Here is a 20,331-nt window from a genome sequence, read left to right as displayed (position 1 = left end):
GGCCCAACCTTCGTCCCTCTGAGGGACCACTTGCCGCGAGGCGAGCATGGCGGGTCGGTGCCACTTAGACGTATGTACGAAGTTGAGGTCCCCGTCACCGCTGGTGACGGGGACCTCTTCTGCTTCCCGGACGCTTCTCGTATGGTGGAAACTACTTTCCGAAAACAAAATGACCGCATTACCTGCTACCGGCAGGTAGGTGCGACCATCGGAGGGCGCCGCCGGGCAACCAGCCGGGGCGGCGTAGCAACGAAGCTCAGGAAAAGCAGAGGAAGTCGGCCATGGCAACGGCGCCCAGCGTCTCGTACTCGATGACGGTCCGGCTGGAGGTTCCCGCGAGCGGAACCGCGGTCTCCCAGCTCACCACGGCGGTGGAGTCCCACGGCGGATCCGTCACCGGCCTCGACGTGACCGCCTCCGGCCACGAGAAGCTCCGTATCGACGTCACCATCGCCGCGACCTCCACGGCGCACGCCGACGAGATCGTCGCGCAGCTGCGCACCATCGAGGGCGTCGTCCTCGGCAAGGTCTCCGACCGTACGTTCCTGATGCACCTCGGCGGCAAGATCGAGATGGCGTCCAAGCACCCCATCCGCAACCGTGACGACCTCTCCATGATCTACACCCCGGGCGTCGCCCGGGTGTGCATGGCGATCGCCGAGAACCCCGAGGACGCCCGCCGCCTCACCATCAAGCGCAACTCGGTCGCGGTCGTCACCGACGGCTCCGCCGTCCTCGGCCTCGGCAACATCGGCCCGATGGCCTCCCTGCCCGTCATGGAGGGCAAGGCCGCGCTCTTCAAGCGCTTCGCCGGCATCGACGCCTGGCCGATCTGCCTCGACACGCAGGACACCGACGAGATCGTCGCCATCGTCAAGGCCATCGCCCCCGGCTTCGCGGGCATCAACCTCGAGGACATCTCCGCGCCCCGCTGCTTCGAGATCGAGGCCCGGCTGCGCGAGGCCCTCGACATCCCGGTCTTCCACGACGACCAGCACGGCACCGCCATCGTCGTCCTCGCCGCCCTCACCAACGCGCTCCGCGTGGTCAACAAGGGCATCGGTGACGTACGGGTCGTCATGTCCGGTGCCGGCGCCGCCGGTACGGCCATCCTCAAGCTGCTCATCGCCGCGGGCGTCAAGCACGCCGTCGTCGCCGACATCCACGGCGTCGTGCACGCGGGCCGTGAGGACCTCGTCGACGCCGCCCCCGGCACCCCGCTGCGGTGGATCGCCGACAACACCAACCCGGAGGGCGTCACCGGCACCCTCAAGCAGGCCGTGGTGGGCGCGGACGTCTTCATCGGCGTCTCGGCCCCGAACCTGCTGGGCGCGGACGACGTCGCCGCGATGGCGGAGGGCGCGATCGTCTTCGCGCTCGCGAACCCCGACCCGGAGGTCGACCCGGCCGCCGCGCGCCAGACGGCCGCCGTCGTCGCCACGGGCCGCTCGGACTTCCCGAACCAGATCAACAACGTGCTGGTCTTCCCGGGTGTCTTCCGCGGTCTCCTCGACGCCCAGTCCCGTACCGTCAACACGGAGATGATGCTGGCGGCCGCCACGGCCCTCGCCGACGTCGTCACCGAGGACGAGCTGAATCCGAACTACATCATCCCGTCGGTCTTCAACGACAAGGTCGCGGGTGCGGTCGCCGGAGCCGTGCGCAACGCGGCGAAGGCGGCGGCCGGCGGCCCTGCGGCGACTGGGCGCTGACGGCGCGTCGCGATTCGCGGAGCCGTAAACCCGCCTTTAGGGTGGCTTTTCGGCTCCGTATGGTTTTCGTGGAGTCGACAGAACGTCACCACCACGGGGCTCTGGCGCTTTTCGTGTGACCCCAGGGGGTGCCGGATTGGCGTTCCCGCCGCTGGTGGGGGCAGGATGCGTGTTTGGGCGCGAGGGTCTGTCATTAGACCCGGGTCCGGGGACTGTCCGAAGGCCCTGGCAGCATCGGCTTCGCTGTACCCAATCACGCGGCTTCCGCCGCGTGGCACGCCTCACAGGCAAGAAGAACACGGGAGTAACAACATGAACCGCAGTGAGCTGGTGGCCGCCCTGGCCGACCGCGCCGAGGTGACCCGCAAGGACGCCGACGCCGTGCTGGCCGCTCTCGCCGAGACCGTCGGTGAGGTCGTCGCCAAGGGCGACGAGAAGGTCACCATCCCCGGCTTCCTGACCTTCGAGCGCACCCACCGTGCCGCTCGCACCGCTCGTAACCCGCAGACCGGCGACCCGATCAACATCCCGGCCGGCTACAGCGTGAAGGTCTCCGCGGGCTCGAAGCTCAAGGAAGCCGCCAAGGGCAAGTAAGGCCGCCAAGGCCGCGTAAGGCAGCCTGGAGGCACGGAAAGGGCGGCCACCCTGTCAGGGGGTGGCCGCCCTTTCGTTTGCCCGTCAGAGGCCCGTTGACGCGGTCGGACGCCGGGTCCGCGCGCGGGGAGGCGGGTCCCCGCGCGCGGACGGACCGGTCAGACCAGCGCGCTGCCCGGGAGCTCGACCTTGGCGCCGAGCTCGACGAGCTTCTCCATGAAGTTCTCGTAGCCGCGGTTGATCAGCTCGATGCCGTGCACGCGGGAGGTGCCCTGTGCCGCGAGCGCCGCGATCAGGTACGAGAAGCCGCCGCGCAGGTCGGGGATGACCAGATCGGCGCCCTGGAGCTTCGTCGGTCCGGACACGACCGCCGAGTGGAGGAAGTTGCGCTGCCCGAAGCGGCAGTCGGAACCGCCGAGGCACTCGCGGTACAGCTGGATGTGAGCGCCCATCTGGTTGAGCGCGGAGGTGAAGCCGAGCCGGGACTCGTACACCGTCTCGTGGACGATGGAGAGGCCGGAGGCCTGCGTCAGGGCCACGACCAGCGGCTGCTGCCAGTCCGTCTGGAAGCCGGGGTGCACGTCCGTCTCCAGGTGGATCGCGTTGAGCGAGCCGCCCGGGTGCCAGAAGCGGATGCCCTCGTCGTCGATCTCGAAGGCGCCACCCACCTTCCGGTAGGTGTTGAGGAAGGTCATCATCGAGCGCTGCTGGGCGCCGCGCACGTAGATGTTGCCCTCGGTCGCGAGCGCCGCGGACGCCCAGGAGGCCGCCTCCAGGCGGTCCGGGAGCGCCCGGTGGGTGTAGCCGTCGAGGCGGTCGACACCGGTGATCCGGATGGTCCGGTCGGTGTCCATGGAGATGATCGCGCCCATCTTCTGCAGCACGCAGATGAGGTCCTCGATCTCGGGCTCCACGGCGGCGTTCGACAGCTCGGTGACGCCCTCGGCGAGCACCGCCGTCAGCAGCACCTGCTCGGTCGAACCGACCGAGGGGTACGGCAGCCGGATCTTGCAACCGCGAAGACGCTGCGGGGCCTCCAGGTACTGCCCGTCCGCCCGCTTCTCGATGGTGGCGCCGAACTGGCGCAGCACGTCGAAGTGGAAGTCGATGGGCCGGCCGCCGATGTCGCAGCCGCCGAGGCCCGGGATGAAGGCGTGGCCGAGGCGGTGCAGCAGCGGGCCGCAGAAGAGGATCGGGATGCGGGACGAACCGGCGTGGGCATCGATGTCGGCGACGTTCGCCGACTCGACGTGCGTCGGGTCGAGGACGAGCTCGCCGGGCTCCTCGCCCGGACGGACCGTCACCCCGTGCAGCTGGAGCAGTCCGCGGACCACCCGGACGTCACGGATGTCGGGCACGTTGCGCAGGCGGCTGGGGCCGCTGCCGAGGAGGGCGGCGACCATCGCCTTGGGCACGAGGTTCTTCGCGCCGCGGACGCGGATCTCGCCCTCCAGCGGGGTTCCGCCATGGACGAGCAGTACATCATGGCTGTCTGTGCCGGTCATGAATCTCGCGTTCCGGTGGGGGTCCCCCCTGCGCAGCTAGGGGGAGGGTCGGTCGGGTGGCCAGTGAAAAGGGTAAGGGGCCATGAGACCTCTCTTGGGTGCCTCGGGGGGCCTGTCAGATGTAATGAATTCGGCACAACACCCTCTGTTCCCGTGATCTTGCGGAGCGTTACCGTCCGCTTGTGCCGCCCGGGCGCCGTCACGGCCCCGCCCCGTCCCCTCTGATCTGCGGCGGTCGGCGAGTTCCGGACACCGGGTCCCTCCGTACCGTCCGAGACCGCCCGCGAACGCCGAAGATGCGGGATCATGTGTCGCATGACCGAGGTGTCCTCGCTCACAGGACGGCTGCTCGTCGCCACCCCCGCCCTCGCGGACCCGAATTTCGACCGTGCGGTGGTGCTGTTGCTCGACCACGACGACGAGGGCTCTCTCGGTGTGGTCCTCAACAGGCCGACGCCGGTGACCGTCGGCGACATCCTCGCCCCCTGGGCAGGCCTCGCCGGCGAACCCGGGGTCGTCTTCCAGGGCGGCCCCGTCTCCCTCGACGCCGCGCTCGGCGTCGCCGTGATCCCCGGCGACGAGGGCCCGCTCGGCTGGCGGCGGGTGTACGGGGCGATCGGCCTGGTCGACCTGGAGACCCCGCCCGAGCTGCTCGGGCCGGCCCTGGGCTCGCTGCGGATCTTCGCCGGGTACGCGGGCTGGGGCCCCGGCCAGCTGGAGACCGAGCTCGGCGACGGGGCCTGGTACGTGGTCGAGTCGGAGCCCGGCGACGTCTCCTCGCCGCAGCCCGAGTCGCTCTGGCGGCAGGTCCTCCGGCGGCAGCGCGGTGACCTCGCGATGATCGCGACGTACCCGGACGATCCCTCGCTGAACTGAGGCGACGGCGCTGGTGGGCGCTGTCCGGCGCGCCGACGGGTGAACTCCTGGGTACGCACGTGTGTCCGATCGAGGACACGATGCGTACGATGAGCCGACTTTCCTGAGCCATTGTGCGCATCACTCGCGCCCAGACGATCAAGAGAAGACACGTGCCTGTCATAACCGCCACCCGGGTCGGCCGGGTCCCGAAGCAGGCCGACGGGTCGGTCGGATCCGCGCTTCCCCCTCGCCTCGACTCGCTGACGAGTCTGAGGTTCTTCGCGGCCTTCGCCGTGTTCGCGCACCACTTCACCGGAGTCGGCGGCAAGACGGGCTTCGGCCGGGCGCCGTCCATCTTCCCGTACTCGGAGATGGGCGCCCACGGCGTCACGTTCTTCTTCGTCCTCTCGGGCTTCCTGCTGACCTGGGTGTACAAGCCGTACGAGCACCCGATCGCCTTCTACATCCGCCGGGTCGCGCGCATCTGGCCGGCGACCCTGGTCGCGGCGGTGCTGGCCTACTACGTCTTCTACGTGCGCGCCGACGAGGCCGTCGAGTGGAAGTCGTTCATCGCGTCGCTCTTCCTGGTCCAGAACTGGCTCCCGGAGGCCACGCCGACCCTGCCCGGCAACCCGGTCACCTGGACGCTCAGCGTCGAGATCCTCTTCTACGCGCTCTTCCCACTGCTCGCCCGCTTCGTCGTCCGGATGCGCACCCCGCTCCTGGTCGGGCTGACCGTCGCGGGTCTCCTCGCGATGTGGGCCGTCGCCTGGTGGTCCTTCGACAACCTCGACTCCGAGACGGCCCGCTGGGTCATGCGGCACCCCGCCGTCTACCTGCCGCAGTTCCTCCTCGGCATGACCGTCGCCCTGCTGATCCGCCGCGGTCTGCGGGTGCCGTTGCGCCCGATCGTGCCGCTGGCCCTGCTCGGCGTGTACGTCTACGCCTACTTCGAGCTGCGGGAGCGCCTGTCCTCGGCCTACGACGCGCAGCTGGAGTACACGCTGCGGCCGACCCTGGCCGTGCTCGCCGCGCTGATCATCATCGCGTTCGTCCAGCGTGAGCTCGCGGGCCACAAGGGCGTCCTCAACAAGAAGCCGCTCATCCTGCTCGGCGTCTGGTCGTACAGCTTCTACCTGCTGCACCACTCGGTCAGCCGCCTCGCCACCTACGAGTGGGGCCGGATCCCCGACCGGGACTCGGCGCTCTTCACCATGCTCGGGATGGGCCTCGTCATCCTCGTGATGTCCTGGGCTCTCTACCGCTTCGTCGAGGAGCCGGCCAACCGCTGGCTCGTCCGCCGGATCCCCGCCCGCTGGAAGCGCTCCGCTCCGGCGGCCACGGACGCCCCGTGACCGCCGCCACGGAGGGCTCTGTCCCGTCCCGGGCGTGGGTACCCTTGGGTCCCATGAGCACTCTCGAGCCCGAGCGCGGGGCAGGTACGGGAACCCTCGTCGAGCCGACGCCGCAGGTGTCCCACGGTGACGGCGACCACGAGCGCTACGCCCATTACGTCCAGAAGGACAAGATCATGGCGAGCGCCCTCGACGGCACGCCCGTCGTGGCGCTGTGCGGAAAGGTCTGGGTGCCGGGGCGCGACCCCAAGAAGTACCCGGTCTGTCCGATGTGCAAGGAGATCTACGAATCCATGGGCGCCGGTGGAGGCGACAAGGACAAGGGCGGCAAGGACAAGTAGAGGCGTCCTGACGTCCTGAACGTCGGGGACGGCCCCCGTCACGCGTACTCCGGTACGCGTGACGGGGGCCGTTCTCGTTCTCCGGGGCGCGTGGACGGGGGCCGTTCCCGTTCTGCGGGGCTCGGAGCCGTTGCACAGGGTGCGTTCGCCGGTCACGGAGTGGTTGAGGTGGTCGAGACCTCTTGTCGGGCCACCGGAGGCGCGCCTAATCTCACGCGTGTTGTGCAGAACGAAACGCGCATTGCGCATGTTGCAACGCACGCATCCGGAGGGGATCCGTCATGAAGCTTCCTGCCCTCCCCCGAGCCCTCGGCCCCGTCCGAGCAGGGGGGACCCCCGTCACCGCCCGCCTCACCGCCTCGGCCGCCGCGCTCGTGCTGGCCGGTCTGACCGCCACGGCCTGCGCGCCCCAGACGTCCGACGGCAAGGCCACGGCGGACGAGAAGACCGGCACCCTGCGGGTCTGGCTCTTCCAGGAGGTGAGCAACAAGCCCAAGGAGCAGGTCGTCTCGCAGGCCGTCGCCGCCTTCGAGAAGCGGCACCAGGGCGCGAAGGTCGAGGTCGAGTACATACCCGTCGAGACCCGCGCCCAGCGCGTCAAGGCCGCCTTCAACGACCCCAAGTCCGCGCCCGACCTCATCGAGTACGGCAACACCGACACCGCCGGATACGTCAAGGACGGCGGACTCGCCGACATCAGCGCCGAGTTCGGCGCCTGGGACGAGGCCAAGGACACCGACCCGACCGCCCGGCAGTCCGTCACCGTCGGGGGAAAGGTCTACGGCGCCCCGCTGTTCGTCGGCGTCCGGGCCCTCTACTACCGCACCGACGTCTTCCGGGAACTCGGCCTCGCCGCCCCCAAGAGCCAGGCCGAACTCGTCTCCACCGCCAAGAAGATCCGCAAGGCCAGGCCCGAGCTGTACGGCATCGCCGTCGGCGGCGCGTACACCTACGGCGCCATGCCCTTCGTCTGGGCGGCCGGCGGCGAACTCGCCACCGCGAACGGCGACGCGTACAAGGCCGCCGTCAACAGCGAGGCCGCCCGCAAGGGCATCAGCACGTACACCTCGCTCTTCGGCGACGACAACTGCCCCGCCGCCAAGTGTGCCCAGATGGGCGGCAACGCCACCGTCACCGCCTTCGCCTCGGGCAAGGCCGCCATGGCCATCGGCGGCGACTTCAGCCACGCCGCCGTCGAGGCCGGCACCGTGAAGGGCAAGTACGCCGTCGTCCCGCTGCCCGGCACCACCCCCGGCTCCATCGCCCCGGCCTTCGCGGGCGGCAACAACATCGGCGTCCTCAAGAGCACCTCCCACCGCAGCCTCGCCGTCGACCTCCTCACGTCCCTCACCGGCAAGGACACCCAGGGCAAGCTCTTCGACGCGATGGGCTTCCTCCCCACGTTCACGGACGTCCGGACCGCCGCCGCCCAGCGGCAGCCCTTCGTGAAGCCCTTCATCGACACCCTCGGCGCCGGAACGAAGTTCGTCCCCGCGTCCCCCGGCTGGGGCCAGATCGACGCCTCCCTCGTCCTGCCCACGATGTTCCAGGAGGTCGTCAGCGGCCGTAAGGACGTCGAGGCCGCGGCCGACGACGCCGCGAAGAAGATGGACGCGGCCTTCGCGCCGGCGGGCTGAGCCGCATGACGAACCAGCTCGCCGTCACCGAGAAGCGGCCGGGTGCCGCCGCGCCCCCGGCCCCCCGGCCGGGCCGCCGCGGCGGCCCCCGGGGCCACCGGCCCTGGACACCCTGGCTGTACCTGCTGCCCGCCCTCGCCGTCCTCGGCGGACTCCTCGTCTACCCCGTCTACCAGCTCGGCCTGATCTCCTTCCTGGAGTACACCCAGGCCCAGGTCAGCGGCGGCGAACCGACCTCCTTCAAGGGCTTCGGCAACTACACGACCCTCTTCGCCGACCCCCAGTTCTGGCAGGTCCTCCTCGCCACCGTCCTCTTCGCCGCCGCCTGCGTCGTCACCACGCTCGCCGTCGGCTGCGCCCTCGCCGTCCTCCTCACGCGCGTGCGTGCCCTGCCCCGGTTCGTCCTGATGATGGCCGCACTGGGCGCCTGGGCCACGCCCGCGATCACCGGGTCCACCGTCTGGGTCTTCCTCTTCGACCCCGACTTCGGGCCCGTCAACAAGCTGCTCGGGCTCGGCGACTTCTCCTGGACGTACGGGCGGTACAGCGCCTTCGCCCTGGTCCTCCTCGAAGTCGTCTGGTGTTCCTTCCCGTTCGTGATGGTCACCGTCTACGCGGGCATCAAGGCCATCCCGTCCGAGGTCCTGGAGGCCGCCGCCCTCGACGGCGCCTCGCAGTGGCGGATCTGGCGCTCGGTCATGGCGCCGGTGCTCCGGCCGATCCTGGTCGTCGTCACGATCCAGTCGATCATCTGGGACTTCAAGGTCTTCACCCAGATCTACGTGATGACGAACGGCGGCGGCATCGCCGGCCAGAACCTCGTCCTCAACGTGTACGCCTACCAGAAGGCCTTCGCCTCGTCCCAGTACAGCCTGGGCTCGGCGATCGGCGTCGTCATGCTGCTGATCCTGCTGGCCGTGACGCTCGTCTACCTGCGCCTCCTGCGACGTCAGGGAGAAGAACTGTGAGCGCCCCGACCGCCTTCCGCATCCGCCGCCCGGGACGGCTCGCCGCCGAGGCCGTCACCCTGCTCGTCGCGGCCGCCGTCGCCTTCCCGCTGTACTGGATGGTCCTCTCGGCCTTCAAGCAGGCCGGCGAGATCCAGTCCACCGAGCCGCGGCCGTGGACGCTCTCCCCGTCCCTCGACTCGTTCCGGCGCGTCTTCGAACAGCAGGATTTCGGCCGCTACTTCCTGAACTCGCTGATCGTGGCGAGCACGGTCGTCCTCGCCTCCGCGCTGATCGCCTTCCTCGCGGCGACTGCCGTCACCCGGTTCCGCTTCAAGTTCCGGACGACGCTCCTGATCATGTTCCTGGTCGCCCAGATGGTGCCGGTCGAGGCCCTGACCATCCCGCTGTTCTTCCTCATGCGGGACGCCGGCCAGCTCAACACCCTCGGCTCGCTGATCCTGCCGCACATCGCCTTCTCGCTGCCGTTCGCGATCTGGATGCTGCGGGGCTTCGTCAAGGCGGTCCCGGAGGCCCTGGAGGAACAGGCCCAGATCGACGGGGCCAGCCGCACCCGCTTCCTCTGGCAGATCCTCTTCCCGCTGGTCCTCCCGGGCCTCGTCGCGACGAGCGTCTTCTCGTTCATCTCGACCTGGAACGACTTCCTCTTCGCGAAGTCGTTCATCATCAGCGACACCTCGCAGTCGACCCTGCCCATGGCCCTGCTCGTCTTCTTCAAGCCCGACGAGAACGACTGGGGAGGCATCATGGCCGGCTCGACCGTGATGACCGTCCCGGTGCTCGTCTTCTTCGTACTCGTACAGCGCCGCCTGGTCTCGGGACTGGGCGGGGCGGTGAAGGACTGACGCGATGACCACCGACCCGTACCCCGGCACGGACCTGATCCCGGCGCCGCTCCTCCAGGACGCGCGCGCGGACTCCCCCGGACACTTCTCGCTCGACGAGCGGACCACCCTCGACGCCGGACCCGGCACCGGGTCCACCGCCCGCTGGCTCCGCACCGTCCTCGGCGCCGCCACGGGGCTGCCGTTCGCCGACGGCAGCAGCCCGCACGCGATCCGGCTGCGCGTCAGCGAGGACGTGGAACGGGAGCACGGCCCCGAGGGCTACCGCCTCACCACGGAGAACCCCGACGCCGCCGTCGTCATCGAGGGCGGCGGCCCCGCCGGGGTGTTCTGGGGCGCCCAGACCCTCCGCCAGCTGCTCGGCCCCGAGGCGTACCGCAGGGCGCCCGTGGGCGGCGGCCCCCGGGACCTCCCGTACGTCACCGTCGAGGACCGTCCCCGCTTCGGCTGGCGCGGTCTCATGCTCGACGTCTCCCGGCACTTCCTGCCCAAGGACGACGTCCTGCGCTACCTCGACCTGCTCGCCGCCCACAAGCTCAACGTCTTCCACTTCCACCTCACCGACGACCAGGGCTGGCGCATCGAGATCAAGCGCCACCCCCGGCTGACCGAGGTCGGCTCCTGGCGGGCCCGCAGCAAGTGGGGGCACCGGGCCTCGCCGCTCTGGGACGACACCCCGCACGGCGGGTTCTACACCCAGGACGACATCCGCGAGATCGTCGCGTACGCCGCCGAGCGGCACATCACCGTCGTCCCGGAGATCGACCTCCCCGGCCACTCGCAGGCCGCCATCTCCGCCTACCCCGAGCTGGGCAACACCGACGTCGTCGACACCGCCGCCCTCACCGTCTGGGACACCTGGGGCGTCAACCCGAACGTCCTCGCCCCCACCGAGGCGGTCCTGCGCTTCTACGAAGGCGTCTTCGAGGAGGTCCTCGACCTCTTCCCGGCGGCCACGTCACCCTTCGTCCACGTCGGCGGCGACGAGTGCCCCAAGGACCAGTGGAAGGCCTCCCCGGCCGCCCAGGCCCGCATCGAGGAACTCGGGCTCGCCGACGAGGACGAGCTCCAGTCCTGGTTCATCCGCCACTTCGACCGCTGGCTCGCCGCCCGCGGCCGGCGGCTCATCGGCTGGGACGAGATCCTGGAGGGCGGCCTCGCCGACGGCGCGGCCGTGTCGTCCTGGCGGGGGTACGGGGGCGGGATCGCCGCCGCCGAGGCCGGCCACGACGTCGTCATGTGCCCCGAGCAGCAGGTGTACCTGGACCACCGTCAGGCGCCGGGCGAGGACGAACCGATGCCCATCGGGTACGTCCGCAGCCTGGAGGACGTCTACCGCTTCGAGCCCGTCCCGCCGGGCCTCTCGCCCGAGGCCGCCGCCCACATCCTGGGAACCCAGGCCAACGTGTGGACCGAGGTGATGGAGAACCGGTCCCGCGTCGACTACCAGGTCTTCCCGCGCCTCGCCGCCTTCGCCGAGGTCGCCTGGTCCGCGCTGCCCGCCCCCGAGGCACGTGACTACCCGGCCTTCGCCCGCCGGATGCACACCCACTACAGGCGCCTGGACGCCCTCGGCGTGGACTATCGCCCGCCCGCCGGACCCCACCCCCGGCAGCGGCGCCCCGGGGTCCTGGGGCGGCCTCTGGAGGGGACGCCCCCGATCGTGTGAGGGACCCGACATCCCCCTTCACCCAAGAGCGGCGAAACGGAAGTTACCGTCACGCGTCGGGGCGTCCCGGACGGAACAGTCCTTCGCGGGCCCTCGCGCCGGACCGCTCGGAAGATGTGCCAGAGTTGCCACGTCCGGCCTGTGAGCACGTACGGTACGCCCACACGCAGGCGCGACCGCCGGGCACATTCGGGGACCACCGGGACACCGGGAAGGGGCAGCGGGTTGACCACGCACGCACCACAGACGGCGCAGTCCGTGACGCTGCCCGCCTCGCTCGACGAGGCCGTGGCAGCGCTCACGGCCATGCCGGCCGCCGTCCCGGTCGCCGGTGGCACCGACCTGATGGCAGCCGTCAACAAGGGGCAGCTCCGCCCCGCCGGACTGGTCGGTCTGAGCCGCATCAACGAGATCCGCGGCTGGCAGTACCAGGACGGCCACGCCCTGCTCGGCGCGGGCCTCACCCACGCGCGCATGGGCCGCCCCGACTTCGCCGCCCTCATCCCCGCCCTCGCCGCCGCCTCCCGTGCCGCCGGACCGCCCCAGATCCGCAACGCGGGCACCCTCGGCGGCAACGTCGTCACCGCCGCGCCCACCGGCGACTCGCTGCCCGTCCTCGCCGCCCTGGAGGCCGACCTGGTCGTCCTGGGGCCGCTCGGCAGCCGCGAGATCCCCGTCTCCCACCTGCTCGCCGGCCGCGACCTGCTGGCCCCCGGCGAACTCGTCGCCTTCGTCCGCGTCCCGCTGCTCCACGCCCCCCAGGTCTTCGTCAAGGCCACCGGCCGGACCGGCCCAGCCCGCGCCACCGCCTCCGTCGCCGTCGTCCTCGACCCGGCCCGGCGCGGGGTGCGCTGCGCGGTCGGCGCCGTCGCGCCGATGCCGCTGCGCCCGCTGGAGGCCGAGCGCTGGATCGCCTCGCTGGTCGACTGGGACAACGACCGGGGTCTCGCCCCGGAGGCGCTCGCCGCGTTCGGCGAGTACGTGGCCGCCGCCTGCATCCCGGACCCGCCGGGCGACGACGTGTTGCCCCCGGCCGTACTGCATCTGCGGCGCACCGTCGCCGCACTCGCCCGACGGGCACTCGGGAGGGCACTGTCGTGAGCAACGAACAGCAGGGTCAGCAGCAGGACTCCGGCGGCTGGGAGCCGATCCCGCAGAGCGAGGGGTACGACGGCGACGCCACCGCGTTCGTCCAGCTGCCGCCCGACTTCATGCTGGACGGTGTGCCCCTGGAGGCGCCCGGCCACGGCTACGTACCGCCGATGATCACCCCGTTGCAGCCGCTCAACCCGGCGACGGACCCGTCGGCGACGGGCACGTGGAACGTCCACCTGCCCACGCGGGCGGAGCAGACGCAGTACTTCGACGGGACGGAGTACGCGGAGCAGGGCGGGTACGCGGAGCAGGGCGGGTACGGCGAGCAGGGCGGCCAGGGGGCGTACGCCGCCGGGCAGGCCGGGTACGCCGCCGGAGAGGCCGGGCGCGCGGAGTACGCCGAGCACTTCGAGCAGGACCCGCACGCGACGTCCGAGTGGCGCTTCACGGAGGTGACGCCTCCCGCCGGGCCGGGCACCACCGGCCAGTGGGAGATCCCGGCCGTACCGGAGATGAGCGAGGTGGCCGAAGAGGCTGCCTCCGCCGAGGAGTCGGGCGACTTCGCCGCCTCGGCTGTCCGGCCGTACGCGGAGGCCCCGGCGACCCTGCCGGGCGGCGCCCCGGCACCCTGGGCCCTGCCGGAGGAGCCGGTGGCCGGACCGGCCACCGAGCCGGTCGCGGAGCCTGCCGACGCCGACGCGGACGCCGAGCAGCCGGGCGCGCGCCCGGAGGGCGAGGCGGCCGGGGCGGAGGTGCGGGAAGCGGAGGGCGAGCGGGAAGCACCCGAGGCGTCCGACGCGTCCGATCCGTCCGACGTGTCCGATCCGTCCGACGCCGGCGCGTCCGGCCGGGCACCGGAGGCGGACACCGCTCCGGAGTCCGCCCCCGCCGCGATCCTCGCCGCCTCCACCGACAGTGACGAGCACCCCCACACCTCGTACACCCTCCGGGTCAACGGCGCCGACCGGCCCGTCACCGGCTCCTGGATCGGCGAGTCGCTGCTCTACGTCCTGCGCGAGCGCCTCGGCCTCGCCGGGGCGAAGGACGGCTGCTCGCAGGGCGAGTGCGGCGCGTGCAACGTGCAGGTCGACGGCCGGCTCGTCGCCTCCTGCCTGGTCCCCGCGGCGACCGCCGCCGGGAGCGAGGTGCGGACGGTCGAGGGCCTGGCCGTCGACGGGGAGCCGTCGGACGTGCAGCGCGCCATGGCCAAGTGCGGCACCGTCCAGTGCGGCTTCTGCATCCCCGGCATGTGCATGACCGTGCACGACCTCCTCGAGGGCAACCACGCCCCCACCGAACTGGAGACCCGCCAGGCGCTCGCGGGCAACCTGTGCCGCTGCTCCGGCTACCGGGGCGTCCTCGAAGCCGTACGCGACGTCGTGTCCGAGCGCGAGGCCAGCGCCGCGGCCACCGCGTCCGAGGCCGCCGAAGAGCCCCGGGTCCCGCACCAGATCCCCCACCCGCACGACGGAGGCATGGCGTGAGCGACGCGATCACCGCCGTTCCCACGATCCCGGTCCTGGACACCCCCGGGGCCCTGGGTCAGGAGCCGGCCGCGCACGGCCTCGGCACCTCGCTTCCGCAGGCCGAGGCGAGGGCGAAGACCGAGGGCACCTTCCCGTACGCCTCCGACCTGTGGGCCGAGGGACTGCTCTGGGCCGCGATCCTGCGCTCCCCGCACCCGCACGCGCGCATCGTCTCCGTCGACACGAGCGCGGCCACCGCCATGGCGGGCGTCCGGGCCGTGGTGACCGCCGCGGACGTGCCGGGCGCGGCGACGTACGGCCGGCGGGTCGCCGACCGGCCGGTGTTCGCCGCCGACCTGGTCCGGCACCACGGCGAGGCGATCGCCGCCGTCGCCGCCGACCACCCCGACACGGCCCGGCTCGCCGCCGCCGCGATCGCCGTCGAGTACGAGGTGCTCGACCCGGTGACGGACCCGGAGAAGGCGTTCGCGGCCGAGGCGCTGCATCCCGACGGGAACCTGATCCGGCACATCCCGCTGCGCTTCGGCGACCCGGACGTGACGGGCGAGATCGTCGTCGAGGGCCTGTACCGCATCGGGCGCCAGGACCCGGCGCCCATCGGCGCCGAGGCGGGCCTGGCCGTACCGCGCCCCGACGGCGGCGTGGAGCTCTACACCGCCTCGACCGACCCGCACACCGACCGCGACCTGGCCGCCGCCTGCTTCGGCCTCCCGCCGGAGCAGGTCAAACTGGTGGTCACGGGCGTGCCCGGCGCCACCGGCGACCGCGAGGACCCGGGCTTCCAGATCCCGCTGGGCCTGCTGGCCCTGCGCACCGGCTGCCCGGTCAAGCTCACCGCCACGCGCGAGGAGTCCTTCCTCGGGCACGCCCACCGGCACCCCACCCTGCTGCGCTACCGGCACCACGCGGACGCGGAGGGACACCTGGTGAAGGTGGAGGCGCAGATCCTGCTCGACGCGGGCGCGTACGCCGACTCCTCGTCGGAGTCGCTCGCGGCGGCCGTGGCCTTCGCCTGCGGCCCGTACGTCGTCCCGCACGCCTTCGTCGAGGGCTGGGCGGTCCGTACGAACAACCCGCCCTCCGGCCATGTGCGCGGCGAGGGCGCGATGCAGGTGTGCGCGGCGTACGAGGCGCAGATGGACAAGATCGCGGCGAAGCTGGGCGTGGACCCGGCGGAGCTGCGCATGCGGAACGTGATGTCGACCGGCGACATCCTGCCGACGGGCCAGACGGTGACCTGCCCCGCCCCCGTTGCCGAACTCCTCTCCGCCGTACGGGACTTCCCGCTGCCCCCGCTCCCCAAGGACACCCCGGAGGGCGAGTGGCTGCTGCCCGGCGGCCCCGAGGGCGCGGGCGAACCGGGCGCGGTGCGACGGGGCGTGGGCTACGCGCTGGGCATGGTGCACATGCTGGGCGCGGAGGGCACGGACGAGGTCTCGACCGCGACGGTGCGGGTCCAGGACGGGGTGGCGACGGTCATCTGCTCGGCCGTGGACACCGGTTCGGGCTTCTCGACCCTCGCCCGCCAGATCGTGCAGGACACGCTCGGCATCGACGAGGTCCACGTGGCCCCCGTCGACACCGACCAGCCGCCGGCGGGGCCCGCGGCGCACGGCCGCCACACCTGGGTCTCCGGCGGGGCGGTGGAGCGGGCCGCGAAGATGGTCCGCACGCAGCTCCTCCAGCCGCTGGCCCACCAGTTCGGCATGTCCACGGAGCTCCTCCAGATCACCGACGGCAAGATCACCTCGTACGACGGCGTGCTGTCGACGACGGTCACGGAGGCGATGGACGGCAAGGAGCTCTGGGCCACCGCCCAGTGCCGCCCGCACCCCACGGAGCCGCTCGACGAGGCGGGCCAGGGCGACGCGTTCGTCGGCCTCGCGTTCTGCGCGATCCGCGCGGTGGTCGACGTGGACATCGAACTCGGCGCCGTACGCGTCGTGGAGATGGCCGTCGCCCAGGACGTCGGCCGCGTCCTCAACCCGGCCCAGCTCGCGACCCGTATCGAGGCGGGCGTCACCCAGGGCGTCGGCGCGGCCCTCACGGAGAACCTCCGCACCGCCCGGGGCCTGGTCCGGCACCCCGACTTCACCGGCTACGCACTCCCGACATCCCTGGACGCCCCGGACATTCGCATCGTGAAACTCGTCGAAGAGCGGGACGTCGTCGCGCCGTTCGGCGCGAAGGCGGCCAGCGCGATCCCGGTCGTCACCTCACCCGCCGCAGTGGCCTCAGCGGTGCGCGCGGCGACGGGCCGCCCGGTCAACCGCCTCCCGATCCGCCCGCAGGCAGCGGTGGCCGTGCCCAATTCGTAACCCTGTGATGTCCGTTGCTTGTGCAACCCGGAGGTGCGCACTGTCGTCGTTCCTGACTACAGTGGACTTCTGGACTTTGCAGGGTGCGGACAGCAGTTCGACGGGGGAGGAACGCGGGCATGCAAGCCTACGTGGACGGGGGCGGGTACGGGATGCGGCCGATGAGCGCCGACGCGGTGCGCTACAACACGGAGACCATGTCCGAGTTCAAGACGAGCATCGACGGTCTGATCGAGATGCTCACCTCCTCGGAGGCCGGGACGGGCAAGATGAAGGCCGACCCGCTGGGACGCGTCAAGTTCGGCGGAGGCGGTGCGGCCTGGGGCGAGGCGAACGGCATCTACTCCTCGTACGAGACCGTCCTCGGGCAGCTGACCGAGCTCTCCGGCCTGCTGCAGGACTGCCTGGAGGGCATGGGCATCGCGGTCGTCGCGTCGAAGGACGGCTTCGAGCAGATGGACGACGACGTCAAGCAGAAGATGATCAACATTCACCAGCGGACCGATGACGCCAAGGCGAAGGCGGACCGCGAGGCGGGGCGCGTCCCGGAGACCGGGACCGACCAGACGGGCGACGGAGTCGGCTCCCTCCGCTAGGACGGGCGCGGACGGAATGTCGGGGACACGGGGAAGAGGCGAAGGATGAGGCCAGCAGAGGGCGGCGGCGGCGGAGGCGGAACCGATTTCACCTCCATGACGCACCAGCAGATGCTGGATTGGCTGGACGAGGCCAGCGAATCCGGTGTGAGGATCGCGGGCGACCGCTTGAAGGCGGCGGCCGAGAAGCTCCTGGAGATCGCGGACCAGCTCAAGAACCGCTCGACCCGGGTGGAATGGGAGGGCGAAGCCGAGAAGGCCTTCAACGTGTGGGCCGACGGCGTGGTCAGCTCGACCAAGTCGCTCAGCGAGTACAGCGGCAACGGTGCCCTGGAGATGCACAAGACGGCAGCGGCCATCGCCAGTGCCAAGAGCGCCATGCCGCGCTACACCTCCCACGAGTCCGCCAAGGCGAACCTGGCCGCCGCGCAGAAGTACCACAACGACCCCGACGCGGCGGGCGTGGCCCGTGACGCGAGCAGGTCGATCTCCGCCAGCGAGGAACTCAAGGCCATCCAGGCCAAGGAGGCGGAGACCAAGCGCGCGGCGGAGGAGGAGATGCGGAAGCTCTCGTCCGCGTACTTCTGGTCGGGCTTCCACATGACGAGCGTCCAGCCGCCGACGTTCCCGCCGCCGCCGGGGGACTTCGTGCCGGCGAGTTCCGGCCGCGTCACGGGCGGCACCGACTACGTCGGTTCCTCGCCGCAGAGCACGGGAACGTCGACGGGCACCGACCGGAGCACGGGGACGCAGACCACCCACCCCCAGCCGGACACCCGCACGACGCCGGACACGAACGTCCCCCTCCCGCCGACCCACGACACGACCGGGCCGACGCATGTCGTCCGGCCGGATGTGCGGCCCGACGTGCCCGTGGACCTCGGCATCGACAGCGTCGACACCAGGACGCCGCCGACCACCCTGCCCGGACCCACGACGCAGACCCCGGGCACCCCGCCGCCGATCACGAAGCCGGACGGCAGCGCGCCTCCGTTCGTGCCCACCACGGGCATGCCCACGCTTCCGTCGAAGGGCGGACCCGGGGCGCTGCCTCCCACCGGTCCGGTCACCGGCGGCACGCGCAATCCGATGGGCAACACCGGCCCGCGCGGCCTGACGGGTCCCGGCCCGCTGGGCGGTCCCCGTGAGGGCATCAGCGGCGGCAAGGCCGTGCCCAGCACGCAGGGCCGTCCTCAGACGGGCCTTCCGCGCAGCACCGTCATCGGCACCGAGCCGGGCGGCCGCAACGGCACGGGCATGGGCCGCGCGCCCATGGGCGGCGGCATGGGCGGCCAGATGGGCGGCTCGGGCGCCGGACAGGGCATCACCGGTGGACGCCGGCTCGCCGGCGAGAGCGGTGGAGTCGTCGGCGGCAAGACGCAGCGTGCCGGTGCCGCCGGGGGCGCCGGCAACGCCGCGCGTCCCTTCACGCCCGGTGGCTCCGGCCTCGTGCGAGGGAACCCGGCGCGGCCCGGCGACCGCGAGGAGACGAACGGAGAGCGTCCCGACTACCTGGTCGAGGACGAGGAGACCTGGCAGCAGGGGCGCCGCGTGGCGCCGCCCGTCATCGACTGATCAGCGCGAGGAAGCAGATGCGTACCAGCAGTATTCGTCGGAGCCGTGCCCGAGTCACCGCCTCGGCCGCCTTGGGGATGCTGCTGGTGGGCATCGCTTCCGTTCCCGCCCACGCGGCGGGCGTCCGTGACAGGCAGTGGCACCTGACCGCGATGGGCGCGGAGGAGATCTGGCAGCTCAGCACCGGTAAGGGCGTGACCGTCGCGGTCATCGACAGCGGTGTGGACAAGAACAATCCCGACCTTCGAGGGCAAGTCCTCAAGGGCAAGGACTTCTACCCGGCCAAGCCCGGCGACGAGTCCACCGACTTCGACGGCCACGGCACCGGGATGGCGGGCCTCATCGCCGGAACGGGTGAGCGTGACGGTGGCAACGGTGCCTTCGGGCTGGCTCCCGGGGCGAAGATCCTCCCGATCCGCGTGCCGAGTGGGGACGACGACACTCAGAGCCAGGCGGCGGCGGACGCGGAGTTCAACCGGATCCTGCCCGGCGCGATCCGGTTCGCCGTGGATTCCGGGGCCAAGGTCATCAACGTCTCGATCGCCGTGGAGACAGGTTCGCCGCAGGTCACGAGCGCGGTGAAGTACGCCTTGGACAAGGGCGCGTTGATCTTCGCGGGCGTCGGCAACGATGCTCAGAAGGGCAACAAGCCGATGTACCCGGCCGCGACCCCGGGCGTCGTCGGTGTCGGCGCGGTCGACAAGAAGCTGACACGCATTCCCATGTCCCAGGTCGGCCCACAGGTCGACATGGTGGCTCCGGGCAAGGACACCGTCGCCGCCTGCGGCGGGGGCACCGGCATCTGCTCCTCCACCGGTACCAGTGACGCCACCGCCCTCGCCTCGGCCGCCGCCGCGCTCGTGTGGTCGAAGCACCCCGACTGGACCAACAACCAGGTCCTCAAGGTCATGCTCAACACCATCTCGCCGCCGACCGAGGGACCCAAGCGCAGCGACTACGTCGGTTTCGGCGCGGTCCGCCCGCTCCGTGCGCTGAAGACGCCCGGCGACCCGGGTCCGGCCGACGTCCGGCCCATCGACGATCTCGACGCCACCGTGTCGGAGTCGCCTTCGGCCGAGTCGTCGGCGGGCGCCCCCTCCGCCGTGCCCTCCGCGTCCTCCGACGCGCCCGCGGCGGCGCCACAGGCGTCGAGCGACGAGGGCGGCGACGCCGGCCTGTGGATCGGCCTCGGCATCGGCGCGGCCGTGCTGATCGCTGCCGCGGTCGCCGTACCCGTGCTCCGTTCGCGGCGGGGCTGAATCCGCCCCGCTGCCGGACATCCGTAACTCACTCATGGGGAAGTAGATGTCGTTCGACGAGGAGTGGAGCCAAGTCCGCGGCGAGACCGCGGCGATGAGGCTCAACGGTGTGCCCGCCGAAGGCGGCGGTGGTGGTGGTCCCAGCGACTACAAGGTGACCTCCGCCGACCTCAAGGCCATCGGGAACGAGGCCCAGGAGCTGTTCCACTGGTTCGAGCGGGACGCCTTCCACGCCGGCGCCCAGACGGACACGGCGGCCAAGAGCCTTGACGGGGACGGGTTCCAGACCGGATCGGCGATGTGGGCCATGTGGGACATGTGGCGGGACCAGGCCGAGACCCTCATCAGTGCTTGTGCGCACATCCACAACCACCTCGAGGACACGGTCACCAGCCACGCCAACCATGAGGAAGTACTGATCACGAACTTCTCCATGTCCACGATCGACGCGCACTTCAAGTAGGCCGACGGCACGGCACGGCACGGCACGGCGCGGTACGGAAACGGCTGACGAGGG

The 20,331-nt window shown here is 71.4% G+C and carries 17 protein-coding genes; 16 read left to right on the top strand and 1 reads right to left on the bottom strand.

Translation table 11 applies throughout. The features are described 5' to 3' along the window. Positions 1–281 precede the first annotated feature (281 nt). Both OG392_RS14360 and OG392_RS14355 read left to right on the top strand, forming a co-directional pair. Positions 282–1,712 (top strand): NAD-dependent malic enzyme, encoded by a 1,431-nt coding sequence (locus OG392_RS14360; RefSeq protein ID WP_329279300.1) that lies wholly within the window; start codon positions 282–284, stop codon positions 1,710–1,712. Positions 1,713–2,024: 312 nt separating this feature from the next. Further along, positions 2,025–2,306 (top strand): HU family DNA-binding protein, encoded by a 282-nt coding sequence (locus OG392_RS14355; protein WP_017237029.1) that lies wholly within the window; start codon positions 2,025–2,027, stop codon positions 2,304–2,306. Between the two features lie 158 nt (positions 2,307–2,464). Here the strand turns inward: OG392_RS14355 and murA are convergent, their stop codons facing one another. Further along, entirely contained in the window at positions 2,465–3,811 is a 1,347-nt protein-coding gene (gene murA, locus OG392_RS14350) for a UDP-N-acetylglucosamine 1-carboxyvinyltransferase (protein ID WP_318210058.1), read from the bottom strand. A gap of 315 nt (positions 3,812–4,126) precedes the next feature. Between murA and OG392_RS14345 the strand changes: the two genes are divergently transcribed. The 14 genes from OG392_RS14345 (at position 4,127) to OG392_RS14280 (ending at position 20,277) form a co-directional block, all read left to right on the top strand. Further along, positions 4,127–4,687 carry a YqgE/AlgH family protein gene (locus tag OG392_RS14345; protein ID WP_329279293.1) on the top strand — a complete coding sequence of 187 codons (561 nt, stop codon included), beginning with the start codon at positions 4,127–4,129 and terminating at the stop codon, positions 4,685–4,687. Positions 4,688–4,839: 152 nt separating this feature from the next. Next, positions 4,840–6,024 carry an acyltransferase family protein gene (locus OG392_RS14340; protein WP_329279289.1) on the top strand — a complete coding sequence of 395 codons (1,185 nt, stop codon included), beginning with the start codon at positions 4,840–4,842 and terminating at the stop codon, positions 6,022–6,024. A 53-nt stretch (positions 6,025–6,077) separates the two neighbouring features. After that, entirely contained in the window at positions 6,078–6,365 is a 288-nt protein-coding gene (locus OG392_RS14335) for a DUF3039 domain-containing protein (RefSeq protein WP_024761666.1), read from the top strand. 281 nt (positions 6,366–6,646) lie between these two features. Beyond that, positions 6,647–8,002: an extracellular solute-binding protein gene (locus OG392_RS14330; protein WP_329279285.1), complete on the top strand. Its 1,356-nt coding sequence runs from the start codon at positions 6,647–6,649 to the stop codon at positions 8,000–8,002. Positions 8,003–8,007: 5 nt separating this feature from the next. Continuing rightward, complete coding sequence (locus OG392_RS14325; RefSeq protein ID WP_329279283.1) at positions 8,008–8,970, top strand: carbohydrate ABC transporter permease; 963 nt, start codon at positions 8,008–8,010, stop codon at positions 8,968–8,970. Then, positions 8,967–9,815, top strand: a complete 849-nt coding sequence (locus tag OG392_RS14320) for a carbohydrate ABC transporter permease (protein WP_329279281.1) — start codon at positions 8,967–8,969, stop codon at positions 9,813–9,815. Before OG392_RS14325 ends, OG392_RS14320 begins: the two co-directional genes overlap by 4 nt. Positions 9,816–9,819: 4 nt before the next feature. Next, positions 9,820–11,484, top strand: a complete 1,665-nt coding sequence (locus tag OG392_RS14315; RefSeq protein WP_329279279.1) for a beta-N-acetylhexosaminidase — start codon at positions 9,820–9,822, stop codon at positions 11,482–11,484. 225 nt (positions 11,485–11,709) lie between these two features. Continuing rightward, positions 11,710–12,585 (top strand): FAD binding domain-containing protein, encoded by an 876-nt coding sequence (locus tag OG392_RS14310; protein WP_329279277.1) that lies wholly within the window; start codon positions 11,710–11,712, stop codon positions 12,583–12,585. Continuing rightward, on the top strand, positions 12,582–14,063 hold the full coding sequence (locus OG392_RS14305) for a (2Fe-2S)-binding protein (RefSeq protein WP_329279276.1): 1,482 nt from the start codon (positions 12,582–12,584) through the stop codon (positions 14,061–14,063). The genes OG392_RS14310 and OG392_RS14305 overlap by 4 nt, the downstream gene beginning before the upstream one ends. Continuing rightward, positions 14,060–16,384: a xanthine dehydrogenase family protein molybdopterin-binding subunit gene (locus tag OG392_RS14300; protein WP_443054774.1), complete on the top strand. Its 2,325-nt coding sequence runs from the start codon at positions 14,060–14,062 to the stop codon at positions 16,382–16,384. Before OG392_RS14305 ends, OG392_RS14300 begins: the two co-directional genes overlap by 4 nt. A gap of 119 nt (positions 16,385–16,503) precedes the next feature. Beyond that, complete coding sequence (locus OG392_RS14295; protein WP_329279273.1) at positions 16,504–16,980, top strand: hypothetical protein; 477 nt, start codon at positions 16,504–16,506, stop codon at positions 16,978–16,980. Between the two features lie 45 nt (positions 16,981–17,025). Then, the gene (locus OG392_RS14290) at positions 17,026–18,555 is read left to right on the top strand and encodes a hypothetical protein (RefSeq protein WP_329279270.1); all 1,530 of its coding nucleotides are present in this window, start codon (positions 17,026–17,028) and stop codon (positions 18,553–18,555) included. A 77-nt stretch (positions 18,556–18,632) separates the two neighbouring features. After that, positions 18,633–19,814, top strand: a complete 1,182-nt coding sequence (mycP, locus tag OG392_RS14285; RefSeq protein ID WP_329287262.1) for a type VII secretion-associated serine protease mycosin — start codon at positions 18,633–18,635, stop codon at positions 19,812–19,814. A 46-nt stretch (positions 19,815–19,860) separates the two neighbouring features. Beyond that, positions 19,861–20,277 (top strand): hypothetical protein, encoded by a 417-nt coding sequence (locus OG392_RS14280; protein ID WP_329279268.1) that lies wholly within the window; start codon positions 19,861–19,863, stop codon positions 20,275–20,277. Positions 20,278–20,331: the final 54 nt, after the last annotated feature.

The organism is Streptomyces sp. NBC_00691 (assembly GCF_036226665.1).
In the GTDB taxonomy this organism is placed as follows: Bacteria; Actinomycetota; Actinomycetes; order Streptomycetales; family Streptomycetaceae; genus Streptomyces.
This window is presented reverse-complemented; position numbering and strand designations above follow the sequence as displayed.